The sequence below is a fragment of the Williamsia sp. 1135 genome (assembly GCF_002095395.1).
Lineage (GTDB): Bacteria > Actinomycetota > Actinomycetes > Mycobacteriales > Mycobacteriaceae > Williamsia.
Genome location: NZ_MJEI01000092.1, coordinates 1 through 18,616, shown reverse-complemented (window position 1 = coordinate 18,616; position 18,616 = coordinate 1). Strand labels below are relative to the sequence as shown.

The 18,616-nt window shown below is 63.5% G+C and carries 14 protein-coding genes; 13 read left to right on the top strand and 1 reads right to left on the bottom strand.

Annotated features, from left to right (window positions below; all coding sequences use genetic code 11):
- Positions 1 to 82 precede the first annotated feature (82 nt).
- From BFL43_RS13245 to ilvA, 4 genes are all read left to right on the top strand, one after another.
- The gene (locus BFL43_RS13245) at positions 83 to 1,369 is read left to right on the top strand and encodes a serine/threonine-protein kinase (protein ID WP_084893069.1); all 1,287 of its coding nucleotides are present in this window, start codon (positions 83 to 85) and stop codon (positions 1,367 to 1,369) included.
- Between the two features lie 224 nt (positions 1,370 to 1,593).
- A complete protein-coding gene (gene dnaE, locus BFL43_RS13240; RefSeq protein ID WP_084893011.1) occupies positions 1,594 to 5,139 on the top strand; it encodes a DNA polymerase III subunit alpha in 3,546 nt (1,181 codons plus the stop codon).
- Between the two features lie 112 nt (positions 5,140 to 5,251).
- Positions 5,252 to 5,689 (top strand): nitroreductase family deazaflavin-dependent oxidoreductase, encoded by a 438-nt coding sequence (locus BFL43_RS13235; RefSeq protein WP_084893010.1) that lies wholly within the window; start codon positions 5,252 to 5,254, stop codon positions 5,687 to 5,689.
- A 122-nt stretch (positions 5,690 to 5,811) separates the two neighbouring features.
- Entirely contained in the window at positions 5,812 to 7,125 is a 1,314-nt protein-coding gene (ilvA, locus tag BFL43_RS13230) for a threonine ammonia-lyase IlvA (RefSeq protein WP_240498240.1), read from the top strand.
- 79 nt (positions 7,126 to 7,204) lie between these two features.
- Here ilvA and treZ read toward each other — a convergent pair whose 3' ends face one another.
- Entirely contained in the window at positions 7,205 to 8,920 is a 1,716-nt protein-coding gene (gene treZ / locus BFL43_RS13225) for a malto-oligosyltrehalose trehalohydrolase (protein WP_084893008.1), read from the bottom strand.
- A gap of 430 nt (positions 8,921 to 9,350) precedes the next feature.
- On the opposite strand from treZ, the gene BFL43_RS13220 reads away from it, so the two are divergent.
- Genes BFL43_RS13220 through BFL43_RS13180 form a run of 9 tightly spaced genes read left to right on the top strand, consistent with a single transcriptional unit; the run spans position 9,351 to position 18,484 of the window.
- Positions 9,351 to 10,091: an ABC transporter permease gene (locus BFL43_RS13220; protein WP_240498239.1), complete on the top strand. Its 741-nt coding sequence runs from the start codon at positions 9,351 to 9,353 to the stop codon at positions 10,089 to 10,091.
- The gene (locus BFL43_RS13215) at positions 10,092 to 10,958 is read left to right on the top strand and encodes an ABC transporter permease (protein ID WP_084893006.1); all 867 of its coding nucleotides are present in this window, start codon (positions 10,092 to 10,094) and stop codon (positions 10,956 to 10,958) included.
- A 4-nt stretch (positions 10,959 to 10,962) separates the two neighbouring features.
- Positions 10,963 to 12,258 carry an MCE family protein gene (locus BFL43_RS13210; RefSeq protein WP_084893005.1) on the top strand — a complete coding sequence of 432 codons (1,296 nt, stop codon included), beginning with the start codon at positions 10,963 to 10,965 and terminating at the stop codon, positions 12,256 to 12,258.
- Complete coding sequence (locus BFL43_RS13205) at positions 12,258 to 13,277, top strand: MCE family protein (RefSeq protein WP_084893004.1); 1,020 nt, start codon at positions 12,258 to 12,260, stop codon at positions 13,275 to 13,277. Before BFL43_RS13210 ends, BFL43_RS13205 begins: the two co-directional genes overlap by 1 nt.
- Positions 13,274 to 14,272, top strand: a complete 999-nt coding sequence (locus tag BFL43_RS13200; protein WP_206186661.1) for an MlaD family protein — start codon at positions 13,274 to 13,276, stop codon at positions 14,270 to 14,272. The genes BFL43_RS13205 and BFL43_RS13200 overlap by 4 nt, the downstream gene beginning before the upstream one ends.
- The gene (locus tag BFL43_RS13195; RefSeq protein WP_084893003.1) at positions 14,266 to 15,375 is read left to right on the top strand and encodes an MCE family protein; all 1,110 of its coding nucleotides are present in this window, start codon (positions 14,266 to 14,268) and stop codon (positions 15,373 to 15,375) included. The genes BFL43_RS13200 and BFL43_RS13195 overlap by 7 nt, the downstream gene beginning before the upstream one ends.
- The gene (locus BFL43_RS13190) at positions 15,372 to 16,490 is read left to right on the top strand and encodes an MlaD family protein (protein ID WP_084893002.1); all 1,119 of its coding nucleotides are present in this window, start codon (positions 15,372 to 15,374) and stop codon (positions 16,488 to 16,490) included. The genes BFL43_RS13195 and BFL43_RS13190 overlap by 4 nt, the downstream gene beginning before the upstream one ends.
- A 7-nt stretch (positions 16,491 to 16,497) precedes the next feature.
- Complete coding sequence (locus tag BFL43_RS13185; protein ID WP_084893001.1) at positions 16,498 to 17,655, top strand: MCE family protein; 1,158 nt, start codon at positions 16,498 to 16,500, stop codon at positions 17,653 to 17,655.
- Between the two features lie 55 nt (positions 17,656 to 17,710).
- Positions 17,711 to 18,484 (top strand): hypothetical protein, encoded by a 774-nt coding sequence (locus tag BFL43_RS13180; RefSeq protein WP_084893000.1) that lies wholly within the window; start codon positions 17,711 to 17,713, stop codon positions 18,482 to 18,484.
- Positions 18,485 to 18,616 lie beyond the last annotated feature (132 nt).

The window sequence follows — 18,616 nt, the reverse complement described above, 5'->3', positions numbered from 1 at the left end:
CCCCTAGAAATCGACGATGGATGGACACAGACCAGGTGGGGCGCGACTCGAGCACGGTGCCCGCGGGCCGATAGGGGAGATCATGTTGCAGCCGGGGTCCTGGATCGCCGGTTACCGGGTGGAGCGGGCGCTCGGCAGCGGTGGGATGGGCGCTGTCTACCTCGCGAAACACCCGGAACTGCCGCGTAGCGACGCGATCAAGGTGCTTGGCGAGCAGGTCGGTGAGGACGAGCAGTTCCGTAAGCGTTTCTTGCGTGAGGCAGAGGTCGCCGCCGGGCTCGATCACCCGAACATCGTGACCATCTACAACCGCGGGCGCAGCGACGGCATGCTGTGGATCTCGATGCAGTACGTCGCGGGTACCGACTGTGCGCAGGAACTGCACCGGACGCAGGAGAAGGCGGGTTCGCAGGTGGGTCTGCCACCAGAGCGGGTGGTCCGGATCGCGTCGGAGATCGCGCGCGGGCTGGACTACGCACATCGTAAGCAACTGCTGCACCGTGACATCAAGCCTGCCAACATCCTGCTGTCCGAGGTCGATGGGAGCCTTGATCCGAGCCTGGCCGACGAACAGCGCGTGTTGCTCACCGACTTCGGCGTGGCGAAGGCCGCGAACGAGACCGAGTCGCTCACGGTCGTCGGCACCGTGCTGGCGACGTTGTCGTATGCGTCGCCCGAACAACTCAAAGGTCAGCAGGTCGATCCGCGGACCGATCAATATTCGTTGGCGGCGACGACCTTTCATCTCATCGCCGGTCGGGTGCCGTTCAAGGGTGACAGCACGGCCGATGTCATCACCGGGCATCTGAGCAAACCTGTTCCCAAGTTGTCGGAGCTGGTGCCTGCGGTCCCTCCGGCCGTGGACTCGGTGATCGCCAAGGCGATGGCGAAGGAAGCCGATGATCGTTTCGCCAATTGCAGACAGTTCACCGATGCCTTGCAATCTGCGTTCCGGCAGAGCGGTGGTCAGGGGTCGTTCCAGGGCGTGCCCGACCGGTCGTCGAATTCGTCGAGACCGGTTCAGCAGGGCGCGACGCGGTATTCGACACCTCCGCCAGGGCAGGCCGGTTCCAGATCGAACACGCCCGCTCCCAGCTCCCAGTACGGCCAAGGTCCGCAGTACGGCCGGAGTTCCCTCTACGGTCAGGGCCCCCAATACGGCCAAGCTTCTCGTCCCGCGCAGGGGGTCTCTAGTCATTCCGGGCCCCAGCAGAATGCGGCCCAGATCTCACCGCAGCACCAGAGCGCGCCGCATCGAGCCGGCGGCAAGGATGACCAGTCGGGCTCGAACGCCGTGATGATCGCGCTGTTCATCGGGTTGGTGGTCATAGCCGTCGCCATCTTGGTGGCGATTCTCCTCGTCGCCTGAGCCGTTCTGGTCGCCTGAGCCGCACTCGTCGCCCGAGCCGTTCTGGGGCGACGGTGAGAGGTCTCGATCCCAGTCACATCAGACCCACCGTCACCACTTCGGCACCACTGCGCCGCGCCTGCCGAACCGCGTCGGTGGCCCCGCCTAGACTGAGGGTTCTTGCGGCGTCGGAGTTGATCTCGGGTAGCCGCAGGCGTTCGTGGGTTCGAAATGAGAGGCGACGCGTGTCGGATTCGTTTGTCCATCTGCACAACCACACCGAGTACTCGATGCTCGACGGGGCGGCCAAGGTCAACCCGATGATTGCCGAGGCCAAGCGCCTCGAGATGACTTCGATCGGCATGACCGACCACGGAAACATGTTCGGCGGCAGCGAGTTCTACAACGTCGCCACCAAGATGGACATCAAGCCGATCATCGGTATCGAGGCGTACATCGCGCCCGAGTCGCGCTTCAACACCAAGCGGGTGTTGTGGGGCAACCGGGATCAAAAGGGTGATGACGTCTCCGGTAGCGGCGCATACACCCACATGACGATGGTCGCCGAGAACGCGACCGGTCTGAAGAACTTGTTCAAACTGTCCTCGCTCGCCTCGATCGAGGGTCAGCTCGGTAAGTGGTCGCGGATGGACGCGGAGATCATCGCCACCCATGCCGAAGGCATCATCGCGACCACCGGGTGTCCTTCAGGTGAGGTGCAGACCCGCTTGCGCCTCGGCCACGACCAGGAGGCCCTCGAGGCCGCAGCCAAGTGGCAGGACATCTTCGGCAAGGAGAACTTTTTTCTCGAGCTGATGGAGCACGGCCTCGAGATCGAGAGCCGGGTCCGGGACGGGTTGCTGGAGATCGGCCGCAAACTCGGGATCCCGCCGCTGGTGACCAATGACTGTCACTACGTCACCAAGGGGCATGCCGCGAGCCACGAGGCGTTGCTGTGTGTGCAGACCGGCAAGACGCTCTCGGACCCGACTCGCTTCAAGTTCGACGGCGACGGCTACTACCTCAAATCCGCCGCCGAGATGCGCGAGCTCTGGGACTCCGAGGTCCCGGGTGGTTGCGACAACACCCTGCTCATCGGTGAGCGGGTGCAGAGCTACGCGGAGGTCTTCGAGCACCGCGACCGGATGCCGGTGTTCCCGGTGCCGGAAGGACAGACTCAGCAGACCTGGCTGCGCAAAGAGGTCGTCGAAGGTCTCAAGAACCGGCGGTTCCCCGGTCGCGAGGTGCCCCAGGAGTACCTCGAACGCGCCAACTACGAGCTCGACGTCATCATCCAGATGGGTTTTCCGGCGTACTTTCTCGTCGTCGGTGACCTCATCCGCCACGCGAACGAGGTCGGGATCCGGGTGGGTCCGGGTCGCGGTTCCGCTGCCGGATCACTGGTGGCCTGGGCTCTGGGCATCACGAACATCGACCCCATCCCGTACGGACTGCTCTTCGAGCGATTCCTCAACCCCGAGCGTGTGTCGATGCCCGATATCGACATCGACTTCGATGATCGCCGCCGCGGCGACATGGTGCGGTATGCGACCGAGCGCTGGGGCAGCGACAAGGTCGCCCAGGTCATCACCTTCGGCACCATCAAGACCAAGGCCGCCATCAAGGACTCGGCCCGCGTCCAGTTCGGTCAGCCCGGGTACGCGATCGCGGACCGGATCGCGAAGGCGCTGCCGCCGCCGATCATGGCCAAGGACATCACGATCGCCGGCATCACGGACAGCTCGCACGAGCGGTACAAAGAGGCCAGCGAAGTCCGCCAGCTGATCGAGACCGACCCGGACGTCAAGAAGATCTACGACACCGCGCTGGGGCTGGAAGGCCTGATCCGCAACGCGGGCGTACACGCCTGCGCGGTGATCATGTCGTCGGAGCCGCTGACCGAGGCGATACCCGTCTGGAAGCGTGCCCAGGACGGCGCCATCATCACCGGCTGGGACTACCCGTCGTGCGAGGCCATCGGGCTGCTGAAGATGGACTTCCTGGGGCTTCGCAACCTCACGGTCATCGGCGACGCGATCGACAACCTCAAACTCAACCGCACCATGGATCTCGATCTGGATTCGTTGCCGTTGGACGATCCGAAGACCTATGAGCTGCTGGCGAGGGGCGACACGTTAGGCGTCTTCCAGCTCGACGGTGGCCCGATGCGCGAGCTCCTCAAGCGCATGCAGCCCACCGGGTTCGGGGACATCGTCGCCGTCCTCGCGCTGTACCGCCCCGGTCCGATGGGCATGAACGCCCACAACGACTATGCCGATCGCAAGAACAACCGGCAGCCCGTCTCGCCCATCCACCCTGAACTCGAGGAACCTCTCAAGGAGATCCTCGCCGACACCTACGGCCTGATCGTCTACCAAGAGCAGATCATGCAGATCGCCCAGAAGGTCGCCGGGTACTCGCTCGGACAGGCCGACCTCCTGCGTCGCGCCATGGGTAAGAAGAAGCTGTCGGAGCTCGAGAAAGCGTATGCCGGTTTCCGCCAGGGTATGCTGGACAACGGCTTCTCCGAGGCGGCCATCAAGGCGCTGTGGGACACCATTCTCCCGTTCGCCGGCTACGCCTTCAACAAATCGCACGCCGCCGGCTACGGCCTGGTCTCGTTCTGGACGGCCTACCTCAAGGCGAACTATCCGGCCGAGTACATGGCCGGACTACTCACCTCCGTGGCCGACGACAAGGACAAGGCCGCAATCTATCTGGCCGACTGCCGTCGCCTGGGTATCACCGTGCTGCCGCCCGACGTCAACGAGTCGCAGCAGAACTTCGCCGCGGTCGGCGGCGACATCCGCTTCGGCCTGGCCGCGGTGCGCAACGTGGGTACGGGGGTGGTGGCCTCGATCCTGGCTGCGCGGGAAGAGAAGTCGAACTTCACGAGTTTCTCGGATTACCTGGGCAAGATCAGTGTCACGGCCTGCAACAAGAAGGTCACCGAGTCCCTCATCAAGGCGGGGGCGTTCGACTCGCTGGGCCATGCCCGAAAGGGCCTGTTCCTCGTGCACGCCGATGCCGTGGATGCGGTTCTGGGCACCAAGAAGGCTGAGGCAGTCGGTCAATTCGACCTCTTCGGTGATGCCGGTGGCGGCGAAGGGGTGACCGACGACGCCTTCGCGGTCAAGGTGCCGGAAGAAGAGTGGGACACCAAACACAAACTCGCGCTGGAGCGAGAGATGTTGGGTCTCTACGTGTCCGGGCATCCGCTGAACGGCGTCGAGCACGTCATCTCCGCGCAGACCGACACCTCGATCAGCTCGTTGCTCGAGGGCAACGTCAAGGACGGGGCCCAGATCGTCATCGGCGGGATCATCTCGGCGGTCACCCGACGGGTGAACAAGAAGGGCGAGTCCTATGCCGTGGTCCAAATCGAGGACATGGTCGGTGGGGTCGAGGTGTACTTCTTCCCGCGTGCCTATCAGGCCTACGGCATGGACATCGCCTCCGATGCCGTCGTCCTGGTCAAGGCTCGGGTGAACCTACGCGACGACAGCATGATGATCTCCGCCAATGATCTTGCGGTGCCAGATCTTTCGCACGTGGGTGTGGACAAGCCGCTCTCGCTGATCATGCCGACCAGGCTGTGCACCGCGGACCGGGTCAGCGCACTCAAGCAGGTGCTGGTGCGTCATCCAGGGACGGCCGACGTGCACGTGCGGCTGGTCAGCGGCAACAAGCAGACCACTCTGAAACTCGACGATCAACTACGCGTGAACCCGACGTCGGCGCTGATGGGCGACCTGAAAGCGTTGCTCGGACCGGCCTGCATGGCCAGCTGACTCCGCCCACGGCCTGGAATACTGGACTCGCAAGTGTGGTTGACGAAAAACGACGCTTCACACGCTCCCGGGGGACCTCGGGAGCGTGTGAGAACAACATGGAGGTTGATCGATGCCACTTCAGGGTGAATACGAGCCGAGTACCAGCGACTGGGCGCGGGAGCAGGCCGAGAAGTACGAGAAGTCCGGCGGCACCGAGGGCACGGAGCTCAACGGTATGCCGGTCGTGGTCTTGACCACTGTCGGCAACAAGTCGGGCAAGCTTCGCAAGTCCCCGCTGATGCGCGTCGAGCACGACGGAAAGTACGCAGTGGTCGCCTCGCTCGGTGGCGCTCCGAAGAACCCGGTCTGGTATTACAACGTGGTCGCGCACCCGCAGGTCGAACTGCAGGACGGCCCGAAGATCCAGGACATGGTTGCTCGCGAGATCACCGGCGACGAGAAGGCCGAATGGTGGGAGCGCGCCGTGGCAGCCTTCCCCCCGTACACCGACTACCAGGAAAAGACCGACCGGGAGATCCCGGTGTTCGTCCTCGAACCCGCGGAGTAATTTCTGTTGGGGTGAGGTGAGACGAAGCCGGAGGCGGAGCTCGACCATCGTCTGAGACGATTGGTGGCGTGACTAGAGGACAGCCGGTCGATTCGACCACCACACCGCACGTACACACCGCTCTGGACGCCGCCGCCATCGACGCGGCGGCCGAGCGGATCGGCGGTGTGGTGGTTGCGACTCCACTCCAGATCTCGGAGCGGCTGTCTGCAGCCACCGGTGCGCAGGTGTACCTCAAGCGCGAGGATCTGCAGTCGGTGCGGTCGTACAAGATCCGCGGCGCCTACAACGTGATGTCGATGCTCACTGAGGCCGAACGGGCCGCGGGGGTGGTGGCCGCGAGCGCTGGGAATCACGCACAGGGTGTCGCGTATGCGGCCCGCACCATGAAGATCCGTAGCAGGATTTACGTGCCGACCAGCACGCCGAAGCAGAAGCGCGATCGGATCCGTTGGCATGGTGGGGAATTCGTCGAGTTGATCTCGGTGGGCGACACCTACGATGCGGCGGCCGCGGCTGCGCAGGCCGACGTCCTCGAGACCGGGGCCACCTGGATCCATGCCTTTGACGACACCCGCACCGCCGCTGGTCAGGGAACGATCTCCAAAGAGATCGTCGAGCAGCTAGGACAGCTGCCGGATCTGGTCATCGTCCCGGTCGGCGGCGGCGGCGCGATCGCCGGCATGACCACCTATCTCCGTTCGCTCGGCGATCAGGTCCGTATCGTCGGTGTGGAGCCGACCGGTGCTGTGTCGCTGTCGGCTGCTCTGGTCGATGGGGGACCGGTCACGCTGAGCGGCATCGACCCCTTCGTCGACGGCGCCGCGGTCAAACGGATCGGCGGACTCGGGCACCGGGTGATGTCGCAGGCCGGTGCCACGGTCGCTCAGCATCCGGATCTGCCGCCGTCAGCCACCGTCCATCGTGGCCACGAGAAGCTGCCTCCCGGTGCCGTGCACATCACCCATGTCGATGAGGGTGCGATCTGTTCAGCGATGCTCGAGCTGTATCAGAACGAAGGCATCATCGCCGAACCCGCGGGAGCGCTCGCTGTGACAGCGCTCGAGGATCTGCCCATCGAACCGGGGTGGACGGTCGTGTGCCTGCTGTCAGGTGGCAACAACGACGTGTCCCGTTACGGCGAGGTCATCGAGCGGTCGCTGGTCCATCGGGGGCTCAAGCACTACTTCCTGGTGGACTTCCCTCAGGAGCCCGGCGCATTGCGGGGGTTCCTCAACGAGGTCCTGGGTCCAGACGATGACATCACCTTGTTCGAGTACGTCAAACGCAACAACCGCGAGACCGGTGCCGCGCTCGTGGGTGTCGAGCTCGGTGCACCCGGTGGACTCAGTCCGCTCCTGGACCGGATGAACAGTTCGCGGTTGATCTGCGAGCGGCTCGAACCGGGATCACCCGCGTACCGCTATCTGACCTGACCGGGCCACAAAAGCTCCACGTATCAGAAGACGCGCCGCCTACAGTTGGCGCGTCTTCCGATTTCCGGCTCGTTTACGGTCAGGTGCGGCGGACGATCACGGCATTGTGCCCACTCAGAATGCCATCGTCCGAGGGTGGTTCCCACGCGAGGAGCACGTCGCCAGGGAAGGGGTTCGCCACCGGCGTCTCGGTCAGGGTGACCACGGTGGTGAGCGCACCGCGGTGCATGGCGAACCACGCCCCTTCGGAGTCGAAATCGATGGCGACGGAGGCGAAGTCGTCGTCCGAGAATTCTGGCTCGCCCCTACGCAGGGCGATCAGGGAGCGATAGAACTCCAGCACCCGGGCGTGTCCGGGCTTCTCGATCTCATCCCAGAGAAGCTTCGATCGCTCGAATGTCTCGGGGTCCTGTGGGTCGGGAACCTCGTCCGCATCCCACCCGTGCTCGGCGAACTCGGCTTTGCGCCCGTTGGCGGTGGCCTCACCCAGCTCAGGTTCGGGATGGGAGGTGAAGAACTGGAACGGCGAACTCGCTGCCCATTCCTCGCCCATGAACAGCATCGGTGTGAAGGGTGAGGTGAGAACCAGTGCTGCCTTCGCGGCCAACTGCCCCGGTGTCAGATACGCGCTGGGGCGATCACCGATGGCGCGGTTACCGATCTGATCGTGATTGCACGTGTAGACGACGAGAGATGTGGTCGCGACATGCTGCGGATCGATCGGGCGACCGTGGCGCCTGCGCCGGAACGAGGAGTAGGTCAGGCCGTGAAAGAAACCTTCGCGCAGCACCTTTGACAGGCACTCCAGACTTCCGAAGTCTGCGTAGTAACCCTGGCGCTCGCCGGAGATGGTGGTGTGGATGGCATGGTGGCCGTCATCGCTCCATTGGGCGGCGAGGCCGTATCCACCCTCCGAACGCGCGGTGATCAGCTTCGGATCGTTGAGATCGCTCTCCGCGATCAGCGCGAGCGGCCTGCCGACGCGCCGGGAGAGTGCGTCGGTGCGAATCTGCAGTTCCTCGAGCAGATGGAGCGCGGTCCGGTCGACAAGCGCATGTACTGCGTCGAGCCGCAGGCCGTCGACATGGAACACCTCGAGCCACCGGAGTGCGGAGCCCAGGATGTATTCGCGGACCTCGTCGGAGTCTGCCTCGTCCAGGTTCACGGACTGTCCCCATGAGGTGGCGCCCGTGGTCAGGTATGGCCCGAACTCCGGAAGGTAGTTGCCGGATGGCCCGAGATGGTTGTACACGGCGTCCACGATGACGCCGAGACCCCGCACGTGACACGCGTTCACGAACCGTGCCAGTGCGTCGGGTCCGCCGTAGGTTTCCTGGACTGCATACCAACCGACTCCGTCGTACCCCCAGTTGTGGGTGCCGTTGAAGGCGTTCACCGGCATCAGCTCGACGAAGTCGACTCCCAACTCGACCAGGTGATCGAGTCGATCGATCGCGCCGTCGAGGGTGCCGGCGGTGGTGAAGGTGCCGATGTGCAGTTCGTAGACGACCGCACCTGCGATCGGACGTCCCGTCCACGCGAAGTCGGACCAGATCTCCGGGTCGACATCGTGAACCTGGGACAGCCCGTGCACCCCGTCCGGCTGCCGGGGGGACCGGGGGTCGGGCCGAGGATCCGCGGCGTCATCGATGAGGTAGCCGTACCTGGCACCGGCTTCGGCGGTGACCGGGGATTCCCACCAGCCTCCGTCTGTCGGGTGCATCTCGTGGGTGCGGTCGTCGATCACTACGCGGAGCTGCCGGGCGTCGGGGGCCCATACCGGAAGAAAGGTCACCTCTGAACGGTAGTTGGTGGGCCACGTCGATGCCGAGCGGAGGGGCGGCCGGGGTCGTCGTCCGAATCCGGTAAGTTAACCGGGAATCGCGGCATTGTTACGGTTTGGGGCGCTGATGAGTTAATGTGACAACGCCTGATTCAGATCCAGGTGAACAGAGTCTCCGCTGCACAGAGCATAACTTTCGTTATGGTGACGAGTTCTTCGGGTAAATAACGCGTTAGTCGGATGCTCCGATTAGCTATGTGGAACTATGAGCGAACTCATACGCACCGGGTGCGTGTGACGGGGACAACGAAGGCAGGGTGTGAGTACAGCAACCGTGGCGGCAGGTGCAGGGGGCACTTCGCGAACGCGTGGTCGTTTCGGGCCGCTACGTCGGTGGTTCCGTGAGCACGTGTTCGCCTCGTTCGAGACGTTCGGGCGTCAGATGACGCTCTTCCTCGAGGTCTTCAAAGTGCTGTTCGTCGATATAGCCAAACGGCGATTTCCGTTCGGCGAGTTCATCCGGCAGTGCGCGTTCATGGCCAACACGTCCGTGATGCCGACGCTGCTGGTGGCCATCCCGGTCGGGGTCGTCGTGTCGATCCAGGTCGGCAACATCGCCAACCAGATCGGCGCGACGTCATTCTCGGGAGCCGCCACCGGGCTCGGTGTGATCCGGCAGGGCGCGCCGCTGGTGACCTCGCTGCTACTGGCAGGGGCTGTGGGCTCGGCCATCGCCGCCGATCTCGGATCCCGCACCATCCGCGACGAGATCGACGCGATGAAGGTGATGGGCGTCAATCCGGTCCAGCGGCTGATCTCCCCACGACTCCTCGCCACCATGGTGGTCAGCTTCCTGCTGTGCGGCTTCGTCTGCTTCATCGGGTTCGTCACCGGTTATGTGTTCAACGTGTACTTCCAGGGCGGAACGCCGGGAAGTTACACCGGCACCTTTGCGTCCTTTGCGTCCCCGGCCGACCTCGCGTTCGCCATCACCAAGGCGGTGATCTTCGGCGCCATCGTGGCGGTGGTCGCCTGCGACCGTGGACTCACGACAAAGGGTGGGCCCTCCGGAGTCGCCAACTCGGTCAACGCCGCGGTGGTGAACTCTGTGATCCTGCTGTTCACCGTGAATGTGATCCTCACCCAGATTTTCGCCGTGGTAGTCCCGACGAGGGTGGTCTAGATGGTCGCGTCCAAGTACACACCCCCGGCCCTGCGGCCGCTGGAGTGGAGTAAGAAGCTCTACCAAACACCACGTGACCTGCTGGTCCTCATGGGACACCAGCTCACCTTTCTGGTGCGTTCGGTCGGCGCGGTACCGATCGCCTTCAAGCACTACAGCAAGGAGATCTGGCGACTGCTGTCCGACGTGACGTGGGTCAACGGGGCGATCGTGGTCGGTGGCGGCACCATCGGCGTCATCATCCTGCTGGGGGTGATGGGCGGGGCCACAGTCGGTATCGAGGGCTACACCGCGCTGAACCTGCTCGGTATGTCACCGGTGACCGGCGCGATCTCCGCGTTTGCGACGACCCGCGAACTCAGCCCTCTGCTGGCCGCGGTCGCGTTCACCGCCCAGTCGGGATGTCGTTTCACGGCACAACTCGGTTCGATGCGCATCAGTGAGGAGATCGATGCCCTCGAATCCATCGCGATTCGTCCGATGCCGTATCTCGTCACGACCCGCATGATCGCCGCCGTCATCTCGATCATCCCGCTGTACACGGTCTCGCTGGCCGCGAACTACCTGGCGTGCCAGTTCATGTTCCAGATCCAGAGCGGTCAGGGGCGGGGTGCGTACCTGTCGTACTTCTACCAGTTCATCTTGTCGAAGGACATGGTGTATTCGGTCATCAAAGTGGTGGTGTTCGTGCTCCTCACCACCTTCATCCAGTGCTACTACGGCTTCTTCGCCTCGGGTGGACCCGAAGGCGTCGGGGTGGCGGCCGGCCACGCCATTCGACTCGCGATCATCGTGCTGGTCTTCGCCAATCTGCTGCTGACCCTGGTGTTCTGGGGTCTGTCGCCGGGAATCAGGATTTCGGGGTGAACGCATGTTTGTAGACACAACCGGGCGAAACCCCTCCACGGCGCAGTACGCCCTGCGCGGAGTCGTGTTCCTCATCGTCGTCGCACTGGTCCTGGTGGGATTGATGTTGCGGTATCAGGGCACGTTCGAAACAAAGGTCGAGGTGACAGCCACCCTCGACGACATCGGCGACGGCTTGGTCAGCCAGGCAGACGTGCGCTACAACGGTCTGATCGTGGGTTCGGTGACCTCCATCGACGCGACGGAGACCAACCTGTCCGATGTCAACATCGAGATCGTTCCCGATCAGGCCGAAGGTATTCCGGCGAACGTGACGGCCCGCACGGTGCCGAGCAATTTGTTCGGTGTCAACTCCATCGAACTCATCCCACCGGCCGATCCGAAGGGGCATCTGTCGAACGGCAGCAAGGTGGTGGCCGACGAATCCAAAGAGACGATCGCGCTGCAATCTGTCCAGAACGACCTGCGTGAACTGTTCACGGCGGTACCGCCGGAGCAGATCGGGCGGGTCCTGGGCACGATTGCCGATACCATGCGTGGCGGCGGAAATGTGTTCAGCGCGTTCGTCGGAACGCTCAATCAGTACTGGGAGCAGATCAACGCGCAGTTCCCCGACGGTGCACCTCCAGGATTCGACAACTTCAACGACTCCTTGCGCGGGATCGAGCAGTCGACCCCGCAACTCCTCGACGCGATGGGGCGCGCGGTGATCCCGTCGATCACCATCATCGAGCGCCAGCGTGAACTCGCAGGGACGTTGACCGCAGCCCAGGGCATGATCGACAGGATCCAGACCCTGTTCGCCCGCAACGGGGACTCCGGTATCCAGATCGTGGAAAACCTCAACACCATGACAGGCGCGATCGCTGTCGATTCGGAAGCGTTACCCGGCGCGATTCGCGCTCTCAACAATCTCGCAGGCAAGGTGCTCACCGTGTTCACGGGCGTCAACGGCAAGCCTCAACTCAACATCGGGGTCAGCTTCAGTCCGTTTGTGATGTACAACAGGCAGAACTGCCCGGTCTACGACGGCGGAAAGTACGGGATGACCAGGGGACCAGGGTGTTCGGGACCGGGTACGGGGACCGGGCCGACGAGTTCAGGGCCGCTCGTCATCACCCCGAGCAGCGCACAGGGTGACGGCGGCGTGGTCCCGGCGGACGCGCCCGTCGCGGTCACCACGGCCAGTGACAACAAGACACTCAAAGCTGCGCTCGAGCGGGAACCCTCGGCCGCGGACACCCTGATGCTCGGCCCACTTGTGCAGTCGGTCCAGGTTGCCGAAGGTGGTGAGGGCTGATGGGTTACAGCAAGCCGCTCATCGGATTCAGCCTGTTCGCAGTGCTGGCGCTCGTGCTGACCTGGACGATCTGGTCGACCCTGGAACGATCGGTTCCCGGCGAGACCAACCAGTTCACAACGTATTTCAACGATGCCTCCGGTCTGCACGAAGGCGATGACGTCCGGATGGCCGGTGTGCGCGTCGGCCGGGTGGCGTCGATCGAACTCGACACCGATCGCGCTGAGGTGACCTTCGAGGTTCAGAAGGATCAGTCGATCTACTCCAACACCAGGGCGTCGATCAAATACCAGAACCTGATCGGGCAGCGGTACGTCGGACTCGACCTGGTCGAGGACTCCGAGCAGATGCGGCTGTCGCCGGGATCGACCCTGAAGGAACCCTCGCAGGACTCGTTCGACGTCTCTGCGTTGCTCGCCGGATTTCAGCCCGTCTTCGACACCCTTGATCCGGATCAGGTGAATGCGTTGTCGGAGAGCCTGGTTCAAACGTTCCAGGGCAACGAGGTCTCGCTGAGCTACACCATCGAACAGGTCGGCAAGGTGGCCACGAACTTCGCCGACAACGACCAGGTGATCGGGGCCGTGATCACCAATCTGAGCGCGGTCATGGGGGATCTGAGCAAGCAGGGCGAACAGATGCAAGAGCTCGTCGCCAACCTCGCCGGTCTGATCGAAGGTCTCAACGCCAACTCGCCGGCGCTCGGGTCAGCAGTGCAGAGCATCGGCAGTGCGACCGATCGGCTCGGCAACCTGCTCGGCACGATCCGGCCTGATGTCCAGGAGCTGGGTCAGGACCTGAAGAACACCACCGACCGCATGATCGACATCGGTCCCAAGCTCGACCAACTCGCGATCGATCTGCCACTGTTCCTGGTGCACTTCCCGATGGTCATGGGGGAAGGTGCCTACCTCAACATCTATGCGTGCGAGCTGGATGTGTCGATCGGAGGAGTTCTGTTCCCGCCCGGTTTGATCAGCCAGATCGGTGGCACCAACCACTCGGTGGTGTGTCGATGAGCCGGGCCGGGGCGTTGGGCCGCAGCTGGCGCAGCCATCGATTCTTCTGGCTCGGCGCTATCGGAGCGGTGGTGCTGATCGTGATCGTGTTCGCGACGTTCGCCGTCTCGGACTCGGGAATCGGCAAGCGGGAGTACACCGCCGACTTTTCACAGGCCGGTGGCATCCGGCCGGGCGACAAGGTGCGGGTCGCGGGCATCGACGTCGGTGAGGTGTCGGGGACCGAATTGGTACGTGACCACGTCACGCTGACGATGGAGGTCGACAAGAAGGTCGAGGTGCGCGACGACGGGTCCGCCGAGATCAAGCTGTCGACGCTGCTCGGGCAGCGCTACGTCGACATCAAGATCGGTGACTCCACCGTGCCTCTCAAAGGATCACGGATCCCACTGACCCAGGTTCCCTACGACCTGCAGGAAACGATCGAGCGCGGGACGCCCATACTCGCGGGCGTCAACGCCGAAGAACTCAGCGACAGCGTCAGCGCCCTGAACAGTCAGCTCAAGGATGCGCCCGGGGTCACCCGGACGACGTTGGACGCGCTCACCGAGATGTCGAAGGTGATCAGCAACCGCAGCGACCAGATCAATCTGCTCATCAAGGACACCGAGACGGTGACCGATGTGATCAACAGCAGCCAATACCAGCTGTCCGTCATCGTCGGCCAGGGGCAGCTTCTCGCGCAGAAGATCGTCACCCGCCAGCAGTTGGTGGTCCAGCTACTCGACGGTGTCGCCAATCTCGCCCAGCAGATGGAAGCGATGGGCGCAGAGAACAACAATCAGTTCGCGCCGTTGATCGGGAACCTGAACACCGTCTCCGAAGGACTCGAGAAGAACCGGGACAATTTGCGGCACATGCTCGAAGTGCTGCCGCTGACGGTGCGGTCGATCGCTAACACCACCGGATCGGGACCGTACGCGATGGGATATCTGCCGTGGGGCATCTTTCCCGACAACTGGCTCTGCGCAGCCCGGGTGGTGAACGGATGCTGAATCGATCTGTCGGACAACTACGCCGGACCATCACTCTCGTCACAGTGCTGATGAGCACCGCACTGATCGCGGCTGGGTGCACCCTGATACCGGCCGATCTGAAACACGCGGTGGGGCAATCGATCAAGGTGACCGCCTACTTCGAGAGCGTGGCGGGTCTCTACGCCGACAACGACATCGACGTGCTGGGGATGCCGGTCGGCCGAGTGCTGTCGATCACCCCGCAGGGTGGCCGCGTCAAGGTCGAGTTCACAGTCGACAAAGACATTCCGATCCCTGCCGACGCCACGGCCGCGATCATCAACACCTCCCTGGTGACCACCCGCCACATCGAGCTCTCGCCGCCGTATTCCGAAGGACCCAAACTGCAAGACGGCGACGTCATCACCGACGCGAAGAGCCCGGTCGAGATCGGCACCCTGTTCGACACCGTCGACAACCTGGTCGAGCAGTTCGAGGCCGATCCGGGCGGAAACGGTCCACTCAGCGACATGCTGTCGATCAGCTCGGGGATCTTCGGCGGCAACGGAGCTCGTATGAAGGCCGCGATCGACGAACTGAGCAAAGCTGCGCAGGTCGGCGTCGACAACGGCGACGCCCTGGTCGAGGTCATCAAGAACATGGATCAGCTGACCTCGGTACTCGTCGAGAATTACCCGAAGATGACCGCGTTCTCCTCCTCGATCACCCAGGTGTCGCAAATGCTCGGTGACCAGGCGCCCGGACTGCAGGCGACCATGGAGGGTCTCAACCAGACCCTGAACAACACCGCGACCTTTCTCGAAGGCAACACCACCACACTCGGTGGCTCGATGGGACGGCTGGCTGCCGTGATCAGCAACCTCAGTGACTACTCCCGGCAACTCGTCGACACGATCGACGTGGCGCCCTTGGCATTCGACAACCTCGCGAACTCGGTCTCTGTCGAGCAGCGGGCCTGGCGAGCGCAGGTGTTGATCGACAAGTCGTTGTTCGACAACGAGCTGCTCTCGACGTTTTGTGAGGCCATCAACTTGCAGCAAGACGGCTGCCGGACAGGAAAGCTGACCGGCTTCGGCCCCGATCTCGGCGTGTTCTCGGCTCTTGTGGAGATGACCAAATGAGCGCACTCTCCGGTGGCGCCCACAGGGCGAAGGCCGCCGTCGTCACCGGTCTGGCCGGAATGATGTTGCTGTCCGGGTGCGGGGTGATCCCCGGCCTGACAATCGATCAGATCCCGTTGCCTGCACCCGGCGGCGTCGGCGGCGGTTACGAGATCAAGGGCTCCTTCGGCAATGCCTTGAATCTGCCGTCTCGGGCGAAGGTCAAGCTGAACGGCAACGACGTCGGCCTCGTTGACTCGATCTCGGCGAACAACTACGCCGCCGACATCACGATGATGGTTCGAAAGGACATCGAATTGCCGGTGGGGACCGGTGCCGAATTGCGTCAGGGCACGCCGCTGGGCGACGTGTTCGTGGCCCTGTTGCCTCCCGAAGGTGGGGATTCCGCCGGAATCATGAAGCCCGGAGATTCGCTGAGTGGCGAGACCTCCGAGGCCGCAACGGTCGAAGACCTCCTTGTCACCGCCACGGCATTTGTCGACGGCGGGGCGATCAAGAACCTCACCGAGATCATCAACGAACTGTCGAACGCGGTGGGCGGCAAAGCTCCTGAGCTGACCGGCCTGATCACCGGGATGACAACGGCGATCAGCAGGCTCGCACAGAACACGACCGAGATCGACACCGCGCTGGCGTCGCTGGACGGGCTGTCCACCGACCTCGCGAACGGCCGCGAGCAACTCGTCGCCTCCATCAACACCGTCGGGCCTGCGCTGAGTGTCGTCGACGCGCAGATCCCCTCGATCGTGACAACTCTCGACAAGACAAAGGTCGTCACCGATGCACTCAACGACTTCCTCGATTCCCAGACCGGGAACACGGTGGAGCTGACCAACAACCTGCTCGTCGACGTCGAGGCGCTCGGGCGTGCCATCGGAGAGCTCGGCCCGGTCGCCGACAAGTTGAAGGTTCTGACGCCGAAGTGGGTCAACGCGACCCCGGGCAGCGCCGCGACCGTCGCAGCCAGGGTGTGGTTCCTCTCACCGGGCTTCGGATTCGACGCTGCCAGCCGCCTACCGGAGGTCGGAGACATCGACCAGGGTGTCAACTCACTGCACCAGACCCTGGTGCGAGTGTTGGCCCGGCTCGCCGGTACCCAGGGATGTTGCGGGTGATGCGACGATGACTGCCTGGTTGCTCAGAAACAAGATCCTGCTCTCCAACCTCGCATTGGTGCTGGTGATGCTGGTCGGCGTCGCGTACCTGAGTCTCGGCGTGCTGCGGTGGCGACCGCTCGCGGACTCGTATTCGTTGACGGTGGAGTTCGCCAACTCAGGTGGTGTGCAGTCGACGTCCGACGTCACGCTGCGTGGCGCCCGGGTCGGTGAGGTCGACACGATCCTCACGACACCGAACGCCGTCGAGGTCAAGGTGACCATCGACAGCAAGTACAAGATCAACAAGGATGCAGCGGTCGAAGCTCTCGGCCTGTCCGCGGTCGGTGAGCAGTACGTCGATTTCCAGCCGTCGACCGACGCAGGTCCGTACTTCTCCAATGGCGACAAGATCAGCACGCGGCAGACCTCGTCGACCGTGGCGTTCCCGAAACTCCTCGAGTCCACCGTCAACGTCGTCAACCAGATCGATCCCGACGAGCTCAAGGTGACGATCGACGAACTCGACGTCGCGCTCGACAGCGGTGGCAAGAATCAGCTGCGCGCCCTGTTCAACAGTGGCGGAGTCATCTTCGCCGATCTGTATCGGGTGTTGCCCGAGACCGTGTCGCTGATCCAGAACACTGGCACGGTCCTCGAGACCACCTCAGACGTTCAACCCGACCTGGGGACGTTGACCGGCGGCATCAGCAGTCTGATCGACGCGCTCGTGGCGTCCGACCAAGAGTTGCGCACCTTTCTGGGCAGTGCGCCCGCCCAGTTGACGACGCTCGGTGGGTCACTGAACACCCTCACCGATCCGCTGACCGACGTGCTCAAGCAATTCCTCGACATCGCTCAGCAGGGCGCGCTACGCGCTCCCGCTCTCGTCAACCTGCTTCCCTCGATCCGCGATGGGGCGATCACATCACTCTCGATGTTCCACGACGGTGCCTGGTGGGCCTACGGGTCGATCTATCCGCGACCGTACTGCGACTATCCGGTGTTGAAACAGCCGCCGACCGAGCTCTTGCAGAGCTCGGTTCCGGTCAACATGTACTGCGTCACCGAAGACCCGACGCAGCAGATCAGAGGCGCGGCCAACGCGCCGCGGCCACCGGGCGACGACACGGCAGGACCGCCGCCGAACTTCGATCCGAACGCGCGCACGGCCCCGTTGGGCTGATCTCTGGCCAGCGCTGCCCGACAAACCCCGAGAGTCTATGAGGTAGAAACGCCGTATGGCCGACAACAGTGTGCCCGAAAACCCTGACACCGGAACCGAGCCCACCGAGGGTGTCTCGGTGAGCAAACGGCCGACGGGAAAGTCGCGGAAGAAGCCCGCGGAATCCGCCTCGTATGCGCCGACCGTCGAGGCCACCGTGCCCGCGTCGACTGGTTCAGGGGCCGCGAAGCCCGGCAAGCAGATCACGATCAACGTGTCCTCTGTCGGCAAGATCGTCGCGGGTGCGCTGGTGGTGGCGTTGATCGCGGTCGCGATCTTCTTCGGCGTCAAATGGAAGTCGGATGCCGATGAGCTGGCCTCGGCGTCCGACGCGAAGCAGGCGTCCGACTACTTCGTGACGCAGTTGCTGAACTCCATGAACACCGCTACGGCGAGCGAGTACGTCGACACGATGTCGCCGCTGACGACCGGTCAGTTCCGGGACAACCTGACCAAGGAACGCGACAAGACACAGGCTGACATCACGCAGATGCAGCTGAAGATCACGCCGGACATCTGGTCGTCGGGTGTCGTCTCGGTCGACGGCGACTCGGCGACCACCTTGGTTGTCGCCGAGATCAGCGGTACCAGCAGTGTCGCCACGCAGCCGGTGACCAACGTCGGTATGTTCCGGTTGACGCTGGAGAAGCATGACGGTAAATGGCTTGTCTCGCAGATGGACCCAGGACCGTCGAGTACCGGGGTCGGATCGGACCCCGCCGCGCCCGGTGGCGAGACCCCCGCTCCCGCTCCGACCGAACCGGCGCCGGCACCTGCGCCTGCCGGCTGATCCAACAAACCCACCCAATGCAGTCGAACCCACCTGTTGCACCCCTCCCTACCACTCCTGCTGTCTTACAACGGGAGTGTCCGATTAACGGTGGATCCGACCTTGGTGTCGGTTAGTTACCGTTTGGGGTGA